Genomic DNA, 4,248 nt, shown 5'->3' on the forward strand with positions numbered 1-4,248 from the left:
GGGAGCGCCCCGCTCGCGACGCCGATGTTGATGAACACCTGCGCCGCAAACCACACGCCCACGCCCTGCGCGAGCAGACCCGCGAAGTAGCGCTCGATCTTGATCGCCTGGCGCCCGATTTCAAAGGCGCGGCGGATGAGCCAGTAAAAAATGAAGAGAATGAGGATAACACCGACGAAGCCCGTTTCCTCCGCGACCACCGCCATGATGAAGTCGGTGTGGGCTTCGGGGAGATAGTTGAGCTTCTCGATCGAGCCTCCGAGCCCCACGCCGAAGAGTTCCCCGCGCCCGAAGGCGATCAGGGAATGCGAGAGCTGATAGGCCTGCCCCAGCACGTACTTCTCGTCCCAGGGGTCGAGGTACGCGAAGACGCGCCCCAGGCGCCAGGGCGTGATCATGATCATCCCGACGACGAGGGCCGCCACGAGCGCGATCACGGTGCCGAAGATGTGAAGCGCCAGCCCCCCGATGAAGAGCACCCCCATCACGATCGTCACGATGACGACGGTCGCGCCCAGGTCGGGCTGCTGCATCAGAAGGAACGCGATCGCCATCATCGGGATCGCCATGGGGAAGAGTCCCCGTTGGAAGGAGTGCATGTACTCCTGCTTGCGAACGGTGAAGGCGGCGGCGACGAGAAGCGCCCCCACCTTGACGGCCTCAGAGACCTGGAACTGGAAGGCGCCTCGCCCGATCCAGCGCACGGCGCCGTTCACCTCGCGGCCCGCTCCGGGAATCAGCACGACGACCAGCAAGAGCACCGAGACGGCGCCGATCGGGAAGGCCCAGCGCTCCCAGAAGCTCATCGGGAAACGGTAGACGATGAAGCCGGCGACGGCCGCCACGCCCATCGTGACGAGGTGACGGATCAGGTACGAGTACGCCGTCCCGTTGTAGTTCGGATTCTCCGCAAAGCTCGCGGTCGCCGAGAAGACCATCACGGCTCCGATGGCGAGGAGCGCCGTCACGCAGAAGAGCACCTCCCAGTCGATGCCGGGAGGCGACCTGCGGGCGTTCGCGTTCCAGACCAGAAGGTCGTCGCGTCGGGCGGCCGGGCGCATCAGCGGACCTCCTTTAAGGGGAGACCCGCGAGCTTCTTCGCGGCCTCGATGAAGACGCGGCTCCGGTGCGCGTAGTCGCGGAACATGTCCCAGGAGGCGCAGGCGGGCGACAAAAGGAGCACGTCGCCGGGCCGCTTCAAACTCCAGAGCCAGGCCACAGCCTCTTCCAAGGTGCCGAAGCGGCGCTTTTCCGCGCCGACGTCGCCCAAGGCGGCCTCGATCGCAGGGGCGTCGCGCCCGATCAGGGCCACGCCGCCCGTGCGGGCCTTGAGCGCCGCGGCCAAGGGCGAGAAGTCCTGCCCCTTGCCGTCGCCCCCGAGAATGATGAGAAGGCGTCGGCCCTGCGCGGCGAAGCCCTTGACGGCGGCCTCCACCGCGCCGACGTTCGTGCCTTTGGAGTCGTCGACGACGTCGACCCCCTCATGCGTGAAGACCCGCTCGACGCGGTGCGCTTCGCCGCGGTACGTGAGGAGCGCCTCACGGCGCGCCGCTTCCGGGGCGCCTGCGGCGCCCGCCAGAAGCCACGCCGCCATCGCGTTCATCGCGTTGTGGCGGCCGGCGATGAGGAGATCGCGCTCGGGGGCGATCACCGCATCACCGCAGACCAACACCGCGCCCCCGGGCGCGTCGACGAGACCCGCGTCGCCCGGAGCCTTGGGCGCCTCGGCGCCGAAGGTGCGGATGGGGCCCGTCGCGCACTCGGCGCGGCGCAAAGCGCCCGCGTCGTCGCGGTTCACGACCGCGACGGCGCCCGGCGTGAAGATCTTCGCCTTCGCGGCCGCGTACGCGTCCATGGACCCGTGCCAGTCGACGTGGTCCTCGGTGATGTTCAAAAGCGCCCCGGCGGTGAGCCGCAGGCTCGTCGTGGTGTCCAACTGGAAGCTCGAGAGCTCCAGCACCCAGACGTCGGGGAGTTCGTCCGCAGCTTCCGCTTTGAGGAGCTCCGTCACGGCGTTGGGGCCGATGTTCCCGGCCGCGACCGCACGAAGCCCGGCATGAGCGCACATGCGCGTCGTCAGCACCGTCGTCGTGGTCTTGCCGTTCGTCCCCGTGATCCCGAGAACCTTCGGGGCGTAGCCCTTTTCGTCGCGCAGCCTTGCGAGCTCACGCGCGAAGAGTTCGATTTCGCCCACGACCTCCACGCCGCTCTCGCGCGCCGCCGCGACCAACGGGGCCGCCGCGCCGGTGACGGTGGAGAGCCCCGGGCTCATGACGAGCATCGAGACGCCGTCCAACAAGCTCACGGGGAGGCCCCCGGTGCGGATCTCCGCTTCAGGGTGCGCCGCCCGGAGCGCTTCCAAACCCGAAGGCGCTTCGCGGGTGTCCGCGGCGCGCACGCGCCAACCGCGCGCCGCGAGCCATTCGATCGCGGCGCGCCCCGATGCGCCGAGTCCGGCAACGAGCGCGAGAGGCGCATGATGAAGCTTTGTGGTCATGGCGATGGGCCTTGTGGTTGCGGGCGGTTCGGAGGCGGTTGGTTCTCAGGGATGGCTTTCCGGCGTTCGGGACTCAGCGGATCTTCAGGGTCGAGAGGCCGATCAGCACGAGGATGATCGTGATGATCCAGAAGCGCGTGACGACCTGCGTTTCCTTCCAGCCCTTCAGTTCAAAGTGGTGGTGAAGAGGCGCCATCAGGAAGATGCGCTTGCCCCCCGAATAGCGGAAGTACGTCGTCTGAATCATGACGGAGAGCGTCTCGACCACGAAGATCCCGCCCATCACGGCGAGCACGAGTTCCTGGCGGCAGATGACGGCGACCGTCCCCAAGCACCCGCCAAGAGCGAGCGCCCCCACGTCCCCCATGAAGACCTGCGCCGGGTGCGCGTTGAACCAGAGGAAGGCGAGCCCCGCCCCGGCCAACGCGGCCGTGACGATCACGAGTTCGCCCGCGCCCGGGATGTGGGGGAAGATCAAGTAGGACGCAAAGTCGGGGCGGCCCACCACGTAGCAGAAGATCCCCAAGGCGCTCCCCACCATCACGGTCGGGAGCGTGGCGAGGCCGTCAAGGCCGTCCGTGAGGTTCACCGCGTTCGAACTCCCCACGATGACGACGTAGGTAAAGAGCGTGAAGCCGATGATCCCGAAGGGAAGCGCCACGTCCTTGAAGAACGGGATGAGGAGGTGGATGTTGGTCGAGATGTCCAAGGGGAACCGCGCGTCGTACCAGGCGGCGATCGTCTCGGTCAAGGTGCCTCCCGGCGGCACCGAGAGCGCGATCGCGAGGTAGAAGGCTGCGGCGAAGCCGATCACGGACTGCCACGCGAACTTCTCACGCGCGCTCATCCCCTTCGGGTTGTGGTGCACGACCTTCCGGTAGTCGTCGATCCAGCCGATCGCACCGTACCCCAACGTCACGAAGAGCGTCACCCAGACGAAGCGGTTCGAGAGGTCGGCCCAGCAGAGCACCGAAACGGCGATCGCCAGGAGCATCAGCGCCCCGCCCATCGTCGGCGTCCCGTCCTTGACGAGGTGGGTCTTCGGACCGCAGTCGCGCACGGCCTGACCGAAGTGCATCGCACGGAGCTTCCGGATCATCCAGGGCCCGAAGGCGAACCCGATCGTGAGCGCGGTGAGCGCCGCGAGCACCGCGCGCAGCGTCAGATAGTTGAAGACGCCGAAGCCGGAATGGGTTTCGGCGAGCGAACGGAAAAGTTCGAGAAGCATGACGGAATCGTTCTTTCGAAAAAGTGGAGCGCCGGAATCAGAGCTCCCAACGGGCGCGGAGCGCTTCGACGACGCGCTCCAACTTCATGAAGCGGCTCGCCTTCACGGTGACGGACGCGTTTTCTTCGGGGAGCTCGGGGAGCGCCGCGCAGAGCGCTTCGACCGAGTCGAAGTGCCGCGCATGCGGCCCGAAGGCTTCGGCCGCGTGGGCCGAGAGGTCCCCGACGCACCAAAGCTCTTCAATCCCCAACGCGCGGATGTGTTCGCCCACCTCGCGGTGGAAGGCAGGGCCTTCCGAGCCCGTTTCGCCCATGTCGCCGAGGATGTAGAAGCGCCGTCCGGGCGCCTCCGCCAACACTTCGGCCGAGGCCCTGACGCTGTCGGGATTCGCATTGTACGTCTCGTCCGTGACGAGAAGCCCGCGGGCGGCGTTCTCAAACCGCTCGCCCCGGCCCTGCACGGGCCGGAAAGCTTCGAGGCCCTTGCGGATCGCCTCCGGCGGAACGATCGCCGCGACGGCGGC

The 4,248-nt window shown here is 67.5% G+C and carries 4 protein-coding genes; all 4 read right to left on the bottom strand.

The features are described 5' to 3' along the window. Positions 1-1,061: peptidoglycan glycosyltransferase FtsW (locus HMPREF9440_RS02570; RefSeq protein WP_008541209.1), on the bottom strand; the 1,061-nt coding region annotated here is incomplete at its 3' end. Next, on the bottom strand, positions 1,061-2,497 hold the full coding sequence (gene murD / locus HMPREF9440_RS02575) for a UDP-N-acetylmuramoyl-L-alanine--D-glutamate ligase (protein WP_008541210.1): 1,437 nt from the start codon (positions 2,495-2,497) through the stop codon (positions 1,061-1,063). The genes HMPREF9440_RS02570 and murD, both read right to left, overlap by 1 nt. 73 nt (positions 2,498-2,570) lie before the next feature. Then, positions 2,571-3,725, bottom strand: coding sequence for a phospho-N-acetylmuramoyl-pentapeptide-transferase (gene mraY, locus HMPREF9440_RS02580; protein ID WP_008541211.1), 1,155 nt, complete (start codon positions 3,723-3,725; stop codon positions 2,571-2,573). 37 nt (positions 3,726-3,762) lie between these two features. Next, on the bottom strand, positions 3,763-4,248 hold a 486-nt coding region (locus HMPREF9440_RS11345), incomplete at its 5' end, for a glutamate ligase domain-containing protein (RefSeq protein WP_008541212.1).

It is taken from the genome of Sutterella parvirubra YIT 11816 (assembly GCF_000250875.1).
Classification (GTDB): domain Bacteria; phylum Pseudomonadota; class Gammaproteobacteria; order Burkholderiales; family Burkholderiaceae_F; genus Sutterella; species Sutterella parvirubra.